The organism is Wolbachia endosymbiont (group B) of Villa cingulata (assembly GCF_964028285.1).
Lineage (GTDB): Bacteria > Pseudomonadota > Alphaproteobacteria > Rickettsiales > Anaplasmataceae > Wolbachia.
Genome location: NZ_OZ034766.1, coordinates 799,502 through 816,525 on the forward strand (window position 1 = coordinate 799,502; position 17,024 = coordinate 816,525).

Below are 17,024 nucleotides of genomic sequence, written 5' to 3' on the forward strand. Positions count from 1 at the left end.
TAAAATTTGTTTATATTTTTATCTTACTCTATTCGCTTGTCAGATTAAGTCTAAACTATTACAAATTAAGTATAGGGTTAGGGCAATGACTAGTGGGAGCCTTATGAAGCGCGAGTTTCACGTAAGGTTCTGTGAGGGGCCAGGAAGGAAGTTTTCCTGGTCTACTCTCCTGAGCTTTAAAAAGATCTTTGGCTCTGAAAAGAATAAAAATATCCTCATTCACTTCCTCAACGATATCTTAGTTTTTTCTAGTTCTGATCAAATAATGGAAATTGAATTCCTTAGTACCATCATGGATCCTGAAATTGCCTCTGACAAACAAAGCATTGTCGATGTTCTTTGCAAAGACTCTATTGGTAATAGATTTGTCATCGAAATGCAGCTCGCTCGTGATAAGGGCTTTGAAAAACGCGCTCAACTTTATGCTGCTAAGGCTTACTCAAGACAAATTGATCTTCAGAAAGTCTTCTTTATTGCTATTTCCAATTGTAACCTTCTGCCTGGAGAAGTTGACTATATTTCTACTCATAATATACGTGATATCAAAACCAATGGTCATTACTTAAAAGATCTGCAATTTGTCTTTATTGAGTTGCCTAAATTTACAAAAAATAGAGTAGAGAAGTTAGAGAATACTACAGAGAGGTGGTGTTTCTTTTTTAAATACGCAGAGGAAACAACTGATGAAGATCTGAAAAAGATAGCAGCAGAATCTCCGATAATAAAGCTAGCATATGATGAATTAGACAGGTTTCGCTGGAATGAAAAAGATTTGATCGCATATGAGGAAAGAATATTGAGTGTACAGAAAGAGAAGGCTATTTTGGAACAACGTCTTGATGATGCTACTCACAAAGGTAGACAAGAAGGCATCCAAATCGGCCATCAAAAAGGTAGGGAAGAGGGAGAAAAACAAGCTAAAATAGCTGTGGCTAGGGAAATGCTTGCTGACAAAATGAATATTAATACTATTGCTAAATTTACTGGATTGTCCATTAGCAAAATTGAAAAACTTTAAAAGGGTGCTGATCTTCTTCTCATCTTATTAGCTGATGTTACATCGTTTAAGTTGGTTCCTGGTCGCATTTCCAAAATTTTACAATAATTACGACATAATCTAGCGTTTTCATTTTTTAAAATTTCAATAAGTCCCTGGTTGCTTTTTTCCTTAGCTAAAATAAAAGGAAAATTCTTTAGGTTGTTTAGAGCGTTTACATTAGCACCTCTCTCTAATAAAGTCTTAACAACCCCATTGTGACCCTCTAATGCTGCATCATGTAATGGTGTCCTACCGTCTTTATTTTTAGAATCAACATCAGCACCTCTATCAACAAGAAATTTAACTATATCTAAATTACCCCCTTGTACAGCACGATGTAAAGGCATTTTCTGGTATATTGTTTCATTAAAGAAATTATAAGACTTTTTTACAAATTAGTAAAGATTTTCATTTTAGAATCTTTATAGAAATTTTTAAAACATATGACAAATGAATTGCCTACTTCCATTCCCATTATTTGTCATAATACTGTTATTTAAAGCATCATACTGATCAAATCATATTTATCATGAAGAAAGGGGCAACTGTACTACTTTGAGTTAATCTAATATCCTCTTTTACTCATTGATTTCCACGTCCACGACCTCTGGGAACATTACTAACTCCTGGAGATTCTAACTCACTTCTAGGGCTCATACCACGCCCACGACCTCTGGGAACACTACTAATCCCTGGAGATACTAACTCATTTCTAGGTCTCGCACCATCGTTACTACCCATTGCAGATTCTAAAGTCCGCTGATCTTCTCCTTGTTGTTCTACTGTATCGGGATGTATCATATGAATAGAACTATGAACTACCTCAACAGAAGTAAACTCATTCTTGCTTGGTAAGATAAGAGAACCTGCATTATTCGCACCTTTATCAAACACAACACCCATAAAAGCCACTTTCTTTCCATCTGTCAGCGTCTTATAAGTTATACCTTTCTTATACTCATCACTTATTTGTTTGTTCGCCTCATCTTTTAACGCATCAGCTGTTTTACCTTCCCTTGGTCCTTTAAGCTCTAACCCTACTGGATCGTATTCTTTAGCATTGCTATCATGACCTCCAAATTTAATACCATGAACTAGCATATCAATACGTTTCCCCCTTCCAGTTTGAAACTCTGTTAATACTAATGCCCTGTTTTCTTGTAACTCTCCTAACTTTATATCACTATAGTGGCTAAATGCTCCATGAAATACAGCTTGGGTATGTGCTTCCTTTTCTACTAAGTTTTTAAAAGGCAGCATTGCCTCACCTATTTTTTTAAATAACTCTTTATATTTGCCTATTGATTGAGATCGATCTTGTGAAGAAGTAAGCTGAGACTCTAATACCTCATCGAACTTTTCCTTGAACTCGGCGGGATAAGGAATATCTTTAAAATTACCTTCAAATTTATTAGTTTGTCTTCTATTATACTGCTCTAGGGAAACGGATTCTCCCACCTCCACGCTAAAATACTCTTCAAATTTCGATTTTTTCTTAATGTTAAAATTAAGATTTAGTTCAACTATTTTTCTTTCTCCTATTTCTTGCTGAAGCTGATCAAGAGGAATTCCCTTTCTCATCACATTATCTCTTCCATCTGTTTCAACAATATTCATTACATAAACTGATTTTTGATCATTGCTTGGAATAAATACCATTGTCACAACTCCATGGCCTTGGTCTAACCTAGATATCTGTCCAGCATCTTGTCCTTTACTTTTCTGATCTTTAAGACGTTGAGATTTAGGTTCAGGTTGAGCTTCTGTGGGTATATTTTCTCCATAAATAAAAACGTACTTTTTAAAACTGCTTTCTAAAGCTTGAACTTCATTTAATAACAGGGACTGCCCTAACAAAAACCTACTAAAATAATGATTATCTCCCTTCTCTCCTGTACCAGGAAATGTGTGATAGATACGTTCTATATTATTCTGAACTTTCTCTTTCAGCCCCTCTTCATTAACTCTACAATTATTTCGTCCATCAATAGATATCAATATTTCATTAAAAAGAGGAATGATTTCTTGATCACGTGATTTAGCAACGATATTCGAAACAGGAGATGGATGATCAAGGTTTACACCAACGCATAGCATGTCATTTGCAGTAGTTAAAACTCTCATTACATTCGGTTGAAAACCTTTTGTATAATCCTCAGCTTGTTTTAAAGCAGCAGCTGGTGTAGTTCCACTCTTTTCCCCTATTTTACCTTCTTTTAGCTCTGCTTTAGTAGCAGCCTTCATCTCTATAATAATAGGAATAGCATTTAATGACCTATCCTTACCACGAGGCACTAGAACAATATCAGCATAACCTCTCCCTGCAAATTGCTCCAGGTAAACTCTAAGATTATGTCTATAGCGAAAATTAACAAGAGCTCCTGCTAAAAACCCATGATGTGCTGCTTCTCTTGCTTGATCAGCGTAAACAAGTGAATCCTTGTATTTTGAGTGAACTGCAATGATTTTACTAAGGACTTTTCCATAGGATTTTTTAACCTCTTCCTTATCTGAATTAGTTAGCTTAGCTATATCACTTTCTGGATTATTCCATAGCCCCTTTTTTATTTCTTTAAACTTATCTTTTGAAGCATCATCTTCATGCAATTTTTTATCTTCCACTACAACAAGTACTCCTTGTTGATTAGTATTACCTTTATCAATTGTTACTGATTTAACCCTTAACTCACGCTTATTATCAAAAACAGGTTGAAACCTTGTAGGCTGAGATCTTCCTAATGCATCCCTCAATTCACCATCACTGAACCTTTGAGTCCCAGAACGCGCACCTTTTTCTGAGATCGCAAATAACCTTATCTTATCTATCACATCTTTTTTACCTTTAATATCACCTTTTCTTATGATCGCCACCTTCAAAGTTTGTGGACCATCAAAGCAGAAATATGTTTTTTCAATATCTAGCCTCGTTGCAATCTCTGTGTCTATGAAAGTAGAAAAGATCCCTAAAAAGAAATGCGGAAAAAATCCTTCTTTACCTACTGAATGTAAATATGATGGAATCTGATCAATATACGACTGAAACCTTACTTTGAAAGATTCAAAACCACTTCCTTGCTGAGTTGAAGTACTTGGAGCAGCTCTTGTTTCTCTAATTAATAACTCTATTAACTCAAAACCCTGTGGTCTTTCTTCGTTCGGCATAAAACCCCTGTTAATATATAATTTTTTTTATTTACCCATACTGGAATGTGTTTTTCTCACTTCTACTTCAGTTAGGTCACCACTTGGACCAGGTATATTTTTTGGATTACGTTCTTCATCAGCAGACTTACCATAGGATAAAAACCTATTTAATGAATTATTATCTCCCTTCTCTAATATAGAACATATGTAATCTGCTTGCTTATAATTCATAAACTCTTTTATTTGACTAGAATCTAATTTATCCAGTACTGCCCACAGTATTTCCACACAACCCTTTTCTAACCAACGTACTAATAGATTTTTATGGAAAAAGGGATACTCATCCATTACTTCCTCATTTATTACAAGTGTACGATGGCTATCAAACCCTTCCTTTGTCCATATGTGCATGAAAAGCTCTTTAGCCGCATCTGCATAATGTCCTGAATAGTTTTGTATTTCTATAGAAAATAAGCGAGTATGATAAGAATCTTCTGTAATATCATTTGGCTTTAAACAATCAAATAGTTCCTGAAATTTATCAAAACTAAGCATGTCCTTCATTTTATTTAAAGACCCATAATGACCATTTTTCTCCAAATCTCTTTTCAAAAGCTCTGGATATCTATCAGGATTTATCTGATTAAGGAAGAACTCGAATATATCAGGGTAAACGCGAAAATTAGGTCCTGCCGAGTACACTGCATTTTTCATCAAGATCTCATCCTTTTCCTGTGCACTCATTTTATTGTCAGGCAAGGATTTTATCTTATTCCAAAAGAATTCCACTGCTTCTACTCTGTGCCAACCTACTGCACAGTCAAGCCCATACTCATATAGATGACGACCCCTCAAATCCAATTTATCAAGATACCCACTAATGAAATGTGACCAAAACTGTGCTATAGGACCTTCTCCAAAGCACTTAACTAAGTGATTATACTCTAGCAAGCTACTTCTACCTTGAGCAGACAATTCCTCTTTTCTTTCCTCAAATATAGCTCTTATTTCATCCTCCAAACAACACTCACATGCAATTTTATATCTACTTGCTCTGCCAAAAGCATTATCTGAATCTGGTAGTGTAGTAAGCCTTTTACCTACCTCGCGTCTATTAAGCTTGACTCCATGTAATCCTCCTACTTCTTCCCAAGACTCCTCATCAGATAACACTTGTGCAATAAGATTGTGTCCTTTTTGACCACTTCTTTCAATTATCTTCGAATGTGTATAGCACCAGCGTTCAATTTGGAGGAGCTTAGATGCCCTATAAGGATCATCCTCTTTAACAGATGAAAACAAAACTTCCGGAATATCTCCACGATCCATAATTACCTCCCTTACAAATGAATAAAAAAATACTTTGATTCTTAACCTTCTCACGTGCCATAATGAATTAGTCTAATATATTTTAAGTATACTATCCCATCTTTAAAACTTGTCAATCAATATTGTAGAAAATTTTAGACTTGAAATAATTTTCAAAAAAAGCCTCTTAAATATGAGAGATACATAACGTTTTGTTTGTTTTAAATTCTGTTTTTTATAATTTTATCTTAATTATTATTCTAAAATAAACTAATATTAATTTAGTGACGTATTTTATTAAAAATAAAACAATATAACCAATTTCCAGCGCTCAAAATCAAAGTCGGTGAGAAGTGTTTTTCTTGGGATGGGTTGGTCTACCATCTGTAACATACGAACTTTTCAATATAATGATTTTGCTATACGCTAAAACTAGCCATATTAGCCCATTTCATCCATATCTACATACGAACTGTTTTGCCTAACTTTGTTGCAAAGATTTCAAAATTCTATTTTTATAACCTTATTTTTACGCTGCTTGTTCTCACAAATATACGATGTTTTTTATGTTTTTGGAGAAAGTCAATAATTCAATTCTTTATAACACTAACTAGCATGGTACTTTTACTAAAGTATTTTTTGAAAAAGTTAGTTGACTTATAAATAATTCTCTACTAATACTGGCATGTGTTTTTTATTCTGCTGAAGTGGCTCCGCAGGTTACTGTATAATCTTCAGCAGTTTTTCCACTCCTTTAAAGCATAATCCATCATGCTCTTATAGTAGTGATATCAAATATAGGTCTTAACCATGTTAATTTATAGTAAAATTAGCTCAAATTTGCAGTCATAAGCAACTTTTAACCTATCTACATACTCCATTGTTACTCACCATAAAAACTTAACAAGAGCTTAACGATATGAGTAGTAAAAAGATTATGGTATTGACTTAATGTTATATATTGCATATAGTATATTAGTTTAGAGGGGTAAGTATGGGTAATTTTACTGGGATGATGAAATCTATCATCAATCAACCAAAATCCAAATCAGAATTATATGATATTGAATATGAATCCATTATAGAACATCTATCATCTAAAGAACATTTATTAAATGAGCTGATGAATGATATGTGGTACTCAGGAGATTTACCATCAGTTAGAAATCATAATGAACTACCTTCTTTAATAGATAGCAAACTTGGACTAAGCGAGCAAATTTGTGTTTGGTTTGCTCTGGACTACGATCTTACGCCAAGTCAAAAAAATTTAAACAAGAAGTTACTTAGTGCTCTAAAATGTTTAGCTCCTAACTGTGGTTCATTTGATAATACTGAACCTCTTGAAGAATTTTTACATGATAATAGAAACAATAAAGATTTAAAAGTAATTCTTAACCTCAAAAGAGGAGAATCTCAATCAACAGTATTGCATGCGGTTGCAGGAGCAAATATTGGTGAATTTCGTTGCACAGGAAATCAGGCTATAGATTTACTCTTAGAAGCAGGCGCAGATCCTAACATACAAGATAATAAAGGAAAAACACCATTATACCTTGCTGCTGCCAAAGGTCATTACAATAATGCAAACTCTCTTCTCTTAAAAGGAGCTAACCCTAATATAACAAGTAGAAAGGGCAAAACTCCACAACGAATAGCAACTAATAACCTCTGCTATAATATTGAAGAATTATTTTTAACTGATAAACAGAAAAAGATGAATAAGGAATTGTATGACTTACTTGCACTCGATTCAGACTGCACTGAAAATTTAAAGGAGTTTTTAAGTAAGCATAAAAGAGATTCAGACCTAAAAGTGGTGCTAAATATTCGGCAAGGAATGGGTGAATCAAAAGTGTTTTCGTATGTTGATCGTTTTGCTTGGAACAATGAAGGTCTTGCTCAAGAGTTAAGAAAGATATTTTTAGAAGCAGGAGCATTAGATTATGATATAAATATTTATCGTCAGCAAAAGAAAGGACAGGTCAGTAAATTACTCGTTAATTTAACTTCAAATCAAAAGGAGAAGTTAAATAAGTTTTCTGATAAGGTATTTCGAGCTCAAAACATGGCTGAACTTGAAGAGATTGTAAATGATGCTATAAAGTCTGGTGTACGTTTAAATTATTCTTCTTCACAAGATTTTTTTTTAGGTAATGAGTACACTTTTACCGATTATGTGATGAAAAAAATCAGTGAGTTAGAAAAGAATCCTAAAGTTGCTAGTAATATAGTATGTCAATTAGTATCAAAAGGGGCGGTGTTTGGTAATACAGTTGATGCTAACACACTGACATCAGAATTTAAAGAGCATAAAACTAACCTAAAAAAAGCTTATAGAGATTATATTAGCAATTCTCATAAGTTTATTGAAATCGCAAAAAGTGCAACCAATAGCGAGCTAAAAGATGCAAGAGTAGACAACTCCGTTTTTTACTTAGAATATTCTAAAGATAGTAAAATAGACATTATAAAGATAACAGATGGGGCAAGGGGTTTAGGTCTAACCGATGGAGAGGTAAACTGTGGAAGAAATATAGTAAAGATCGGTAAAAGTGAAGTAGAAATTAAAACTGAAAACGGCATAAGGAATTATACAGATCTTACAGAAGGCAGCAGTATAGTATTAACTTTCTATACTAGTTTGGGAGAATTAAAAGTTAGGTTATATCCTGATGAGAAAAATGAAAATTGGATAAAAGTAGAGGTGAGTGAAGAAGGCCTACTTCTACTCGATGAAATAGAAAGTTATAATAAAGCAATAGAAGATTGTAATGAGGGAATAGAAAATTATGAAGAAATAGGACAAAATTGCTTACTGGGGGGTTTATCAGTTATTAAAGCTATAGATCAAGGTGTTTTTGCTAGATCTGGTGGGTTAATGCGTCCTGAAGTAATAAGCGAGTCTAACAACAAATGGACAGAACGTGAAGAGTTAAGAAGGACTTCTGATCCTAGGAGAGAAGTTTCTAGGTAGGTTAACTTACTAAAAAAGTTAAAGATTATTATTTAAATACAAACTACTATAATTTATAGATTAAGAAAATTGTACCAATGTCTTCTAAGAATACTCTTTTATATTGTTTTTAAGCTGGCTACAAAATGAGGATATGGAACATACAATTGGCTGAGCTGCCTTTTATAGCCCTTCCCATAATAGTCCAAAAGAATCATAAGAAGGAAGAATCGACAGCATGACGAAAAGATGTGAATAGAGGAATGTTTTTCCTAATTCTATTTTTTATAGCTGTAATAGTTTAGACTTAATCTGACAAGCGAATAGAGTAAGATAAAAATATAAACAAATTTTAAAGGAGTGTCAGATATGAGTACAACACAAGAAAAAATATTAAAACCAAAGTTAGGATTGCTAGAACTTGCAAAACAATTAGGGAATGTATCGCAGGCATGTAAAGTGATGGGATATTCGAGAGATACATTTTACCGATTCAAAGAACTATATGAAACAGGAGGAGAAGAGGGATTACATGAGATAAGTAAAAGTAAGCCATTATATGCAAATAGAGTATCAGAGAATATAGAAAAAGCAGTAGTTGAAATAGCAATAGAATTTCCAGCATATGGACAAGAAAGAGCAGCAAATGAACTGAAAAAGAGAGGAATTCTAATATCTGCTAGCGGGATAAGATCAATATGGCAAAGAAACGATCTTGAAAATTTTAAAAAGAGATTGAAAGCGCTGGAAGCGAAGGTAGTACAAGATGGTATAATTTTGACAGAGGAGCAAGTTACTGCTTTAGAAAAAGCTAAGGAACAAAAAGAGGCACATGGCGAAATTGAGACACAACACCCTGGATACTTAGGTAGTCAAGATACCTATTATGTAGGCAATATCAAATGTATTGGACGAATTTATCAACAAACTTTTATTGATACCTACTCTAGAGTGGCCTTCGCTAAGCTTTATACGGAGAAAACTGCCATAACAGCTGCAGATCTTCTCAATGATAGAGTTATACCATTTTTTGATGAACAGAAAGTTCCATTGCTACGCATTTTAACCGATAGAGGTACGGAGTATTGTGGCAAACCAGGGAATCATGCGTACCAGCTATATTTGGGAATAGAAAATATTGATCACTCTAGAACCAAAGCTTATTCTCCACAGACTAATGGTATATGTGAAAGGCTTCATAGAACTATGCAAGACGAATGTTACAATATTATCTTTAGGAAAAAGATTTATAGTACTTTGGAAGAGCTTCAGTTAGATGTTGATCATTGGTTGCATTCTTACAATAGAGCTAGACCTCATTCTGGTAAGTATTGCTACGGTAAGACTCCTATGCAGACCTTTTTTGACAGTATGCATATTGCTTACCAAAAAAATATTGATAACATTAAAGCAGATTCTGATATCGGTTTTGACTTCGTCGATTCTTCTGTCAGATAATTCATGCTTGTCAGATTAAGTCTAAACTATTACACGAACGATCCATTGAACGTTATCATAGAGCATTTTTATAAAAATTGCCGTAGTGATGATTTTTTGGGATTTATTGATGAGAATAAGGTACTTTTTATTTTGATGAACTGTGGTACAAAAAACACGTCTAAAATAGTGAATCGTATACGCTCTGCTATTAATAAGCAGTTATTAAAGCGAAAACTACCAAGTATATCAATTATTTATGGAAATATAATTCAAAAGCATAGTGTGAAGAATGCTTAAACGCTTTTGTCATTAATTGGTTTGTAGTATCTAAGTTCTACACAATATAAGGATTGTTTTTTATTTCTGTTAAGCTTATATTAAGAATTTAAGCTTACCTATGAGGTTACTAATCACACTGTTTTTATCATTGCTCGTGGGAGGAAGTGCTAACGCTAGGGTAATTCTGGATAAGGAGATGTCTTATGTAGAACTAGATGGAAAAGTAGATTTAAGATTTGGCTACGCTTTCAATAGAGATTCTTTTAGCTCTACCAAAGACAAGACCTCAAGTTATTCAGACCTGCGCTTGCTTTATTTACAGCAAGTTTATCCAAATACTAAAATGGGTTTTGATGTTAAGGCAGGAGTTTCTGGTATTGCAAACTTAAAGGCACTAGACATAGAAAAGTTAGAAATGGAGAAGTGGTATTTTATCATAAAGAATCAGGAGTTTGGATCATTTGAATATGGTAAAGGAAGTTTAGTTAGTCAGAGTATGTTAATTAACACTTCAAAAATTTACGCAGCTGCCGGAGGAATAAATGGTCATTGGACAAACTATGCAAATCTGCGCGGTAATGGAAAAAAAGATGATGACTCTGGGTACGATAAGGACAAGGTATTTTGGGTAAAACCCAATATTTACAGCGACTATAATGGACTAGAGCTGAAGTTAAAACAACCAATGATAAACTATATTTCTCCTGAAATTCATAACTTTCAACTTGGATTCAGTTATGTTCCAGGAAAGAATAATTTACAATATAACAACCTCATAGCTGCCGGTCTTTCCTATAAAAATGGCTTATCAGATGAAATAAATTTTACTACTGCTTTGACTGGCGAATTTGCAAGGGAAAATTTAACTGACTGTACAAACAAAAATTCTAGCGATCTTCAGTGTCATAATCAATTACTACACTGGAATTTTGGTGTGAAACTAAAACTTTTTGAACTTGATTGCATTTTGTCGTACGGGAATGGTGGTAAATCTGGTGAGAAGCGTAGTTCTGAAACAAATAATATGCATTATATAAATGCAGGTATTGCTTATCATTCTGATTCTCGTAAAGTGAGCTTAACATATTTTAATAGTGTTAGGGATATTGCAGACAAAGGTACAAACGAATTAACATCACAGGCTTTCAGTCTTGAATATCCATTAGCTGTTGGTACTTCATATTACTTTGATATTGTAAGATTTAGTACTAAGGAGCTTGCAGTGGAAGATAATAACTCCGGATATGTGCTTTTGGCCGGATTGAAGCTAAGTTTTTAGTGAAGTAACTGGTATGTAAGTATTGTAATAATGAGAGTAAAATTGAGTTGTTAATATATGTGCTATTTGATATTATAAAAATAACTATTACATAAGATTTTCAATAAAAAGACATTCTGTTACTAATCCAAGTGTAGAAGAAAACGGTTATTAATTAGCAAACCAAGCCCTTCAGTAAGCTCATCTCTTCAGGTGCTCTTTTTTTCTTTTTTATATATAAAAAAATTAGATAGTATTGTGAGTGCGGTTTTTTCTGTGTTCTGATGCTTTTCAATTCTATAGCTTTTGTATTGAATTTCCTTTTTTTACTACTATTTCTCTATATTGTTGTAAGAAAGAACAGAAAATTTAGTGAGAATCTTGAGAAGAATTTACTTAAAGTAGAACATGAACTTCAAGAGGCAAAACAGGCTTTAGTAGATAAAAATAAGGAAATAGTTGATTTGAAAGTGAGGAACGCAGAACTTGAAGTAATTCTTCAAAAAGAGCGTGAAGAAAAGAAAAAGGAAATAGAATTACTAACAAAAGCAGAGGAGAGGCTTACGAACACTTTTAAAGCACTTTCTCTTGATGCTCTTCAGGTAAACAATAATAATTTTCTGAACTTAGCAAAAGAAGTGATCGATAATAAGCTAAAAGAAACAGAAAGTGACTTCAAAAAAAGGCAAGCAACGATCAACGAAGTTATCACTCCAATAAAAGAAAAATTAGAAAAATTCGACAGTGAAATACGTGAGCTAGAGAAAGAGAGGGTAGGGGCCTACGAAGGTTTAAGGGAGCAAATTGGAGCATTAATGAACCAAACTTCTAGCCTTGCTAACGCCTTGAGGAAACCTCACATTAGAGGTAAGTGGGGTGAAATGCAGCTCAAAAGAGTGATAGAGATGGCGGGAATGATTGAATATTGCGATTTTTTTACTCAAGCCTCAGTAATTGATAAAAATGAGGACAATTTGTTACGTCCTGATTTAATAGTAAAAATGCCATCAGGAAAGCAAATAATAATAGATGCTAAAGTACCACTTGATTCTTACATGGATGCTATGTCGCAAAATGATTTACAGATACAAAAGGAAAAATTGAAGAATCATTCTCTGGCAATAAAAAAACATATAAATGATCTAGGCAGAAAGGAATATTGGAACCAATTTGAAAATACGCCAGAGTTTGTGGTGCTTTTTTTAACAGGAGAAGGGGTTTTCAGCGCAGCACTAGAATGTGAACCAGCTTTGATAGAAATTGGAATAGAAAAAAAAGTAATTATTGCAACACCAATCACTTTAATCGCGCTACTTAGGGCAGTAGCCTATGGATGGAAGCAAGAGATGATAGCTGAAAATGCAAAGAAAATAAGTGAACTAGGCCATATTTTATATGAGCGAATCTGCACAATGGGCGAAAATTTTGATAATTTACGCAGAAGCTTAAAAAGTGCTGTTGATCATTACAATAAAACTGCTGGTTCGCTTGAGGCAAGAGTGTTTCCTGCTGCCCGAGAATTCAATAAGCTTGGTATACATGCAAAAAATAAAGAACTCACTGCTGCAAAAGAGTTGGAATCTTTACCACGCAGTTTACATGCTGAGAGGTTGAAAGTAGATTAGTATTTCAGGTCTCCTTAACTTACATTTGCTGATTAAAACAACTTTCTAAAAATTTTTTTTATATAGCTCAATTCCTGCACATCATTTGCTGCATAAACAGGTATAGTTTTTTGCTCAGTACCAGGTATTTCTACAAAAATTTTGCCCACTTCTTGACCTTTTTTAATTGGTGCGGGTACCATATCTTTATACTCAATACGCACTTTAATTTTATCATGTAATCTGCGGTTATAAGTTATGGTAACATCGTTTGCAACTGTAACGGGCACTTTTTTATCTTTTCCATAAACAATATTTATTTCTTCAACTACGCTATCCTTAGCAAATATTTTCTTGGTATTAAAATGATTTAAGGAATATTGTATTAGTCTTTTTGCTTCCTCTATTCGCTCTTTCTCGGTGTCCAAACCATTCACGACAGCAAAAATTCTTCTATCGTTCCGTTTTGCAGATGCTATAATGCCATAACCACCAGCACTTGTATGACCTGTCTTTAGACCATCAACTCCAATATCATGGAAAAGTAAAAGATTTTTATTTTTTTGTACAATATCGTTATATGTCAAATATTGTTCAGAGAATAGATCATAGTATTCAGGAAAATCGGTGAAAATTCTTTTTGCCAGTGTTACCAAGTCTTTTGCGCTCATAAAATGGTTTTCATCTGGCCACCCGCTTGAGTTAACAAAATGACTATCATTAAGATTTAAATCTTGTGCAACTTCATTCATTTCAGCAACAAAATTCTCCTCTGATCCTGCAATACCCTCGGCTAGCGCTATGCATGCATCATTACCTGAGGCAATTGTAACTCCTTCAAGTAGTTCTTTTACCGTAACAAATTGACCTTCTTTCAAAAACATAGAAGAGCCTTTCCTTTCCCATGCTTTTCTACTTACTCGAAATTTATCTTCCATTTTTATTATTCCAGCTTTTAGATAATCAAAAGCTACATATAAAGTCATCAATTTGCTCATTGAAGATGGGGCCATTTTTTCCCTGGAATTGTGTTCAAAAATGAACGAGTCTGAAGCTAAATCTAAGACAATTGCTTGCTTTGCTTTGGTTCTAAACTGATATGAGTATGAGTAAAAAGGAAATATAAAAATTAATAGCAAAGTTACTAATTTGCTTAACATATTTATAATTTTAAATTTATAGTGTACTAATTAATAGTATGATTTTGCACGAGCATTTCAATAGATCTCTCGCATAAAACTTCCTTGACAAACTGCGCCAGCTCCCTTATTATGACAATAAGAGTATTTATCCTTGTTTTCGATCCGCGCGGGTTCAACAACAAAAATTCAGTAAAAAACTCAGATATTTATTGGCAAATTACATAAAAATTATAGCGGCTGCATGTCTTTTTTATTTTTTCTACATTCAGCCAAAACGCGCTTATTTTAAGCGTTAGCACATTATTACAGCGCCAATTTACATTATTATAGGGTCAAAACTCGTTACACGGGGATTTTTTTGCCTTTTTTTTCGCTTGGTAAATTTCTTAACATTTACAGCTAAAGCTTCAGGCCAGCACTTGATGCTGGAAATTTTTTGAGCACAAAAGTTATGCTAGGTTTTTGTTGGTAAGAAAGGCTGGATCCCAGTGTCAAGCACTGGGATGATATATAGAAGGGACACTGGGATAGAGGCTACTTGAATGACAAGAAGGAGGGAGCAGGAGATGACAAGAGAGGGGCTACTTTCATTTGCTGTCTTCAAAAATTTACAATTATGCTTCATGTGTTTTATTAAATATTTTACTTAAAAATTCAATTTCTTATTATAAGAGATAAGCAATTCATGAATAATGAAAGATTACAAAAAAGGTCATAGAAAGCGCCTAAGAGAGAGAATTATTTCAGATAACGGACAATCATTACTTGATTATGAGATTTTAGAACACATTTTATATTCAGCATATAGTAGAATTGATGTAAAGCCAGTAGCAAAGAGTTTGATAGAAAATTTTGGTAGTTTAAATAAGGTTTTTAATGCCGATTTAGAAGCACTGCAGAATATCGAAGGAGTTAGTAATGCAGCTATATCTGCTATCTTTTGTGTTAAACAGGCTTTTGTTCGTTCTGTACGAAAAGAAGTAAAGGACCTACCTATAATCAATAACTGGGAAAATTTGCTTGATTATTTAAAAGTAAGTATAGGAAGCCTTAATAAAGAAAATTTTCGCGTCATCTATATGAATAAAAGATATCGTCTAATAGCGGAAGATCTGCAGAACTTTGGTACAGTAGATCAAACTCCTATTTACGTTAAAGAGATCATAAGACGCGCTCTTTTGATTGGCTCAACATCCATTGTAATATCCCACAATCACCCAAGTGGAGATATACAACCTTCAAGTAGCGATATGTTTCTCACCAGACAGCTTGCAGAAGCTTGCAAAAGCATAGGAATAGAATTAATAGATCATATTATTATCACATTTAGTAGCTATTTTAGTTTCAAGGAAAATAGGCTTTTATTAGAGTAGATCTAAAATTGCTTTTGCCATTTTTCTTATTATGGAAGTAAAGCTATACATGAGGTGGTTGCCAGTGGAACAAAAATTTTCCTTCTGGAAGACAATGTGTGATTTAGGTGGCGTAATAGTGGCAAATTGAAAGAAATACATGGTATTTGTCACTATTAGAAATCTCCTGTTTTGATAAGACTTATGAGGTCTTTATTGGTTTTTTGAATTTTGTTGAAGCACTCACATGCTTACTCTAATATTTTGTTCACAGAGCCTAGTTAGCTCAATTTCAACGTTAATTTGTGAAGCTCTGAGTTCTGTTAGGGGATTTTCTGGTTGAATATCTAGCTTATTCTGTATGTTCGGTAAACAAATTAAAGCCGAATCAAAAATTTCATCATACTGCTCTGCTTCATGCACACAATTGATTATTTCCTTAAATTCTTCCACATCTTGCGGCGTATCTTTTAATATTGCTCTTATTTGGTTTAGGTTTTGACGAATTTTTTCCTGATATCCAGCAATTCTCTCTTGATATATATATCAATCATTTTTTGACATGAGGTGCCTCTAAATGGGTGTTCTGCTTTTTCCTTTATGTAGGAGCTCTGAAAATTTTTGCAATTAAGGACTGCTTCTCTACATTTTTTTATGTCACTAATTATACTGGTTATTGACTTACTTGCTTTCTCATGCTCTTCTTTTTTGATTATACATTCATTCTTTGTTTGGCTCATTTTATCATACAGATTTCTGCATTCTTTATATGATACCAGCGGTTGTAGTATTCCTTCCTCTACACCTTTATTATAAAAATTCTTCAACTCATCGCTTGATAGTATTCGTATAGCATCTTCCCTTTTACCTTGTGATTTAGGATACTTTTTGTTCAGTGAACTAATATAATTTAATAGGAAACTCTTAGTTAAATCTTCCTTTTTAACTTCTGATAATTTTTCTAGTGTTTCTATATATTTCAAAGTTTCCGCAAAAAGCTGCGCACCAGATGTAGCAAATCCTGGCAGTGGTTTGCTCTGCGCCTTATAAAAATCGGTTTGTAAAAAATCTTCGGCTTGTTTTTTTATTACTGAAAGTTCATTGAAGGCTTTTTCTGGATTGATTTTTTTTTAAATACTAGTAGCTTTTTTAATCGCTCTTTCTCTCTTTTTATTATCTTGTTTTTCGTTTAAGATTAAGCTTTCAGCTTCAGTAAAAGCATTGCCTTGGGCACTTTTGGCAATATTACAAACAACGTTTTTTACAACTTGCTTAGTTGCTACATAATCTATTTCCTTTGTAAAGCAATCAATAAATAGCTGCCAAATTTTTTTATTAACGGACTTACTTGTCTTATGTTCTAAATCTTCTACATCTTTGAATCCTAAAATAGTATAGAGATTTTTTTCAATTATTGGTTCAGCATGTTGTTTTGCCACTTTACCTTTTATATTGAATAGAAATTCACTAATCTTAGTTGTGCCCATAATATTACCTCACAA

Annotated in this window: 14 protein-coding genes; 7 read left to right on the plus strand and 7 right to left on the minus strand. The window is 33.5% G+C overall.

Annotated elements, in window-relative coordinates; all coding sequences use genetic code 11:
* The first annotated feature begins 103 nt into the window (after positions 1–103).
* Positions 104–1,018 carry an Rpn family recombination-promoting nuclease/putative transposase gene (locus ABWU52_RS04190; RefSeq protein WP_353276288.1) on the plus strand — a complete coding sequence of 305 codons (915 nt, stop codon included), beginning with the start codon at positions 104–106 and terminating at the stop codon, positions 1,016–1,018.
* On the opposite strand, the gene ABWU52_RS04195 is transcribed toward ABWU52_RS04190, so the two are convergent.
* The 3 genes from ABWU52_RS04195 to ABWU52_RS04205 form a co-directional block, all read right to left on the minus strand.
* Positions 1,015–1,386, minus strand: a complete 372-nt coding sequence (locus ABWU52_RS04195; protein ID WP_353276290.1) for an ankyrin repeat domain-containing protein — start codon at positions 1,384–1,386, stop codon at positions 1,015–1,017. The genes ABWU52_RS04190 and ABWU52_RS04195 overlap by 4 nt on opposite strands.
* 235 nt (positions 1,387–1,621) lie before the next feature.
* Positions 1,622–4,201: a hypothetical protein gene (locus ABWU52_RS04200; RefSeq protein ID WP_353276292.1), complete on the minus strand. Its 2,580-nt coding sequence runs from the start codon at positions 4,199–4,201 to the stop codon at positions 1,622–1,624.
* 27 nt (positions 4,202–4,228) lie between these two features.
* Positions 4,229–5,512 carry a hypothetical protein gene (locus ABWU52_RS04205; protein ID WP_353276294.1) on the minus strand — a complete coding sequence of 428 codons (1,284 nt, stop codon included), beginning with the start codon at positions 5,510–5,512 and terminating at the stop codon, positions 4,229–4,231.
* A gap of 973 nt (positions 5,513–6,485) precedes the next feature.
* Here ABWU52_RS04205 and ABWU52_RS04210 point away from each other — a divergent pair.
* The 5 genes from ABWU52_RS04210 (at position 6,486) to rmuC (ending at position 13,049) form a co-directional block, all read left to right on the plus strand.
* Positions 6,486–8,468 carry an ankyrin repeat domain-containing protein gene (locus tag ABWU52_RS04210; protein ID WP_353276296.1) on the plus strand — a complete coding sequence of 661 codons (1,983 nt, stop codon included), beginning with the start codon at positions 6,486–6,488 and terminating at the stop codon, positions 8,466–8,468.
* 348 nt (positions 8,469–8,816) lie between these two features.
* Entirely contained in the window at positions 8,817–9,905 is a 1,089-nt protein-coding gene (locus tag ABWU52_RS04215) for an IS481 family transposase (RefSeq protein ID WP_353276176.1), read from the plus strand.
* A gap of 45 nt (positions 9,906–9,950) precedes the next feature.
* The gene (locus ABWU52_RS04220) at positions 9,951–10,184 is read left to right on the plus strand and encodes a hypothetical protein (RefSeq protein WP_353276298.1); all 234 of its coding nucleotides are present in this window, start codon (positions 9,951–9,953) and stop codon (positions 10,182–10,184) included.
* 100 nt (positions 10,185–10,284) lie between these two features.
* Positions 10,285–11,445 carry a porin gene (locus ABWU52_RS04225; protein WP_353276299.1) on the plus strand — a complete coding sequence of 387 codons (1,161 nt, stop codon included), beginning with the start codon at positions 10,285–10,287 and terminating at the stop codon, positions 11,443–11,445.
* A 263-nt stretch (positions 11,446–11,708) separates the two neighbouring features.
* Positions 11,709–13,049, plus strand: coding sequence for a DNA recombination protein RmuC (rmuC, locus tag ABWU52_RS04230; protein ID WP_353276301.1), 1,341 nt, complete (start codon positions 11,709–11,711; stop codon positions 13,047–13,049).
* Between the two features lie 32 nt (positions 13,050–13,081).
* Here the strand turns inward: rmuC and ABWU52_RS04235 are convergent, their stop codons facing one another.
* Positions 13,082–14,188: a D-alanyl-D-alanine carboxypeptidase family protein gene (locus tag ABWU52_RS04235; protein WP_353276303.1), complete on the minus strand. Its 1,107-nt coding sequence runs from the start codon at positions 14,186–14,188 to the stop codon at positions 13,082–13,084.
* A 674-nt stretch (positions 14,189–14,862) separates the two neighbouring features.
* Here ABWU52_RS04235 and radC point away from each other — a divergent pair.
* The gene (radC, locus tag ABWU52_RS04240) at positions 14,863–15,543 is read left to right on the plus strand and encodes a RadC family protein (protein WP_353276304.1); all 681 of its coding nucleotides are present in this window, start codon (positions 14,863–14,865) and stop codon (positions 15,541–15,543) included.
* A 222-nt stretch (positions 15,544–15,765) separates the two neighbouring features.
* Here radC and ABWU52_RS04245 read toward each other — a convergent pair whose 3' ends face one another.
* The 3 genes from ABWU52_RS04245 to ABWU52_RS04255 form a co-directional block, all read right to left on the minus strand.
* Entirely contained in the window at positions 15,766–15,975 is a 210-nt protein-coding gene (locus tag ABWU52_RS04245) for a hypothetical protein (RefSeq protein ID WP_353276306.1), read from the minus strand.
* Positions 15,976–16,013: 38 nt separating this feature from the next.
* Positions 16,014–16,505: a hypothetical protein gene (locus ABWU52_RS04250; RefSeq protein WP_353276307.1), complete on the minus strand. Its 492-nt coding sequence runs from the start codon at positions 16,503–16,505 to the stop codon at positions 16,014–16,016.
* A gap of 147 nt (positions 16,506–16,652) precedes the next feature.
* Positions 16,653–17,009 (minus strand): hypothetical protein, encoded by a 357-nt coding sequence (locus ABWU52_RS04255; RefSeq protein WP_353276309.1) that lies wholly within the window; start codon positions 17,007–17,009, stop codon positions 16,653–16,655.
* Positions 17,010–17,024: the final 15 nt, after the last annotated feature.

Coding starts and splice junctions, on each gene's coding strand:
- ABWU52_RS04190 (WP_353276288.1), top strand. CDS start 104: ATGAAGCGCGAGTTTCACGTAAGGTTCTGTGAGGGGCCAGGAAGGAAG.
- ABWU52_RS04195 (WP_353276290.1), bottom strand. CDS start 1,386: ATGCCTTTACATCGTGCTGTACAAGGGGGTAATTTAGATATAGTTAAA.
- ABWU52_RS04200 (WP_353276292.1), bottom strand. CDS start 4,201: ATGCCGAACGAAGAAAGACCACAGGGTTTTGAGTTAATAGAGTTATTA.
- ABWU52_RS04205 (WP_353276294.1), bottom strand. CDS start 5,512: ATGGATCGTGGAGATATTCCGGAAGTTTTGTTTTCATCTGTTAAAGAG.
- ABWU52_RS04210 (WP_353276296.1), top strand. CDS start 6,486: ATGGGTAATTTTACTGGGATGATGAAATCTATCATCAATCAACCAAAA.
- ABWU52_RS04215 (WP_353276176.1), top strand. CDS start 8,817: ATGAGTACAACACAAGAAAAAATATTAAAACCAAAGTTAGGATTGCTA.
- ABWU52_RS04225 (WP_353276299.1), top strand. CDS start 10,285: ATGAGGTTACTAATCACACTGTTTTTATCATTGCTCGTGGGAGGAAGT.
- rmuC (WP_353276301.1), top strand. CDS start 11,709: ATGCTTTTCAATTCTATAGCTTTTGTATTGAATTTCCTTTTTTTACTA.
- ABWU52_RS04235 (WP_353276303.1), bottom strand. CDS start 14,188: ATGTTAAGCAAATTAGTAACTTTGCTATTAATTTTTATATTTCCTTTT.
- radC (WP_353276304.1), top strand. CDS start 14,863: ATGAAAGATTACAAAAAAGGTCATAGAAAGCGCCTAAGAGAGAGAATT.
- ABWU52_RS04255 (WP_353276309.1), bottom strand. CDS start 17,009: ATGGGCACAACTAAGATTAGTGAATTTCTATTCAATATAAAAGGTAAA.